Origin of the sequence: Robertmurraya korlensis (genome assembly GCF_023715225.1) — a bacterium.
Classification (GTDB): domain Bacteria; phylum Bacillota; class Bacilli; order Bacillales; family Cytobacillaceae; genus Robertmurraya_A.
Window position 1 is genome coordinate 1 of the sequence record NZ_JAMBNS010000186.1, and the last position, 234, is coordinate 234.

Here is a 234-nt window from a genome sequence, read left to right on the forward strand (position 1 = left end):
GGGCTCTAACTACTTGTAGGCACACGGTTTCAGGATCTCTTTCACTCCCCTTCCGGGGTGCTTTTCACCTTTCCCTCACGGTACTGGTTCACTATCGGTCACTAGGGAGTATTTAGCCTTGGGAGATGGTCCTCCCTGCTTCCGACGGAATTTCACGTGTTCCGCCGTACTCAGGATCCACTCAAGAGGGAACGAAGTTTCAACTACAGGGTTGTTACCTTCTATGACTGACCT

At 51.3% G+C, this 234-nt stretch carries 1 rRNA gene; it reads right to left on the bottom strand.

Annotated elements, in window-relative coordinates:
• Positions 1–234 (bottom strand): 23S ribosomal RNA (locus M3175_RS24795); the annotation flags it as partial.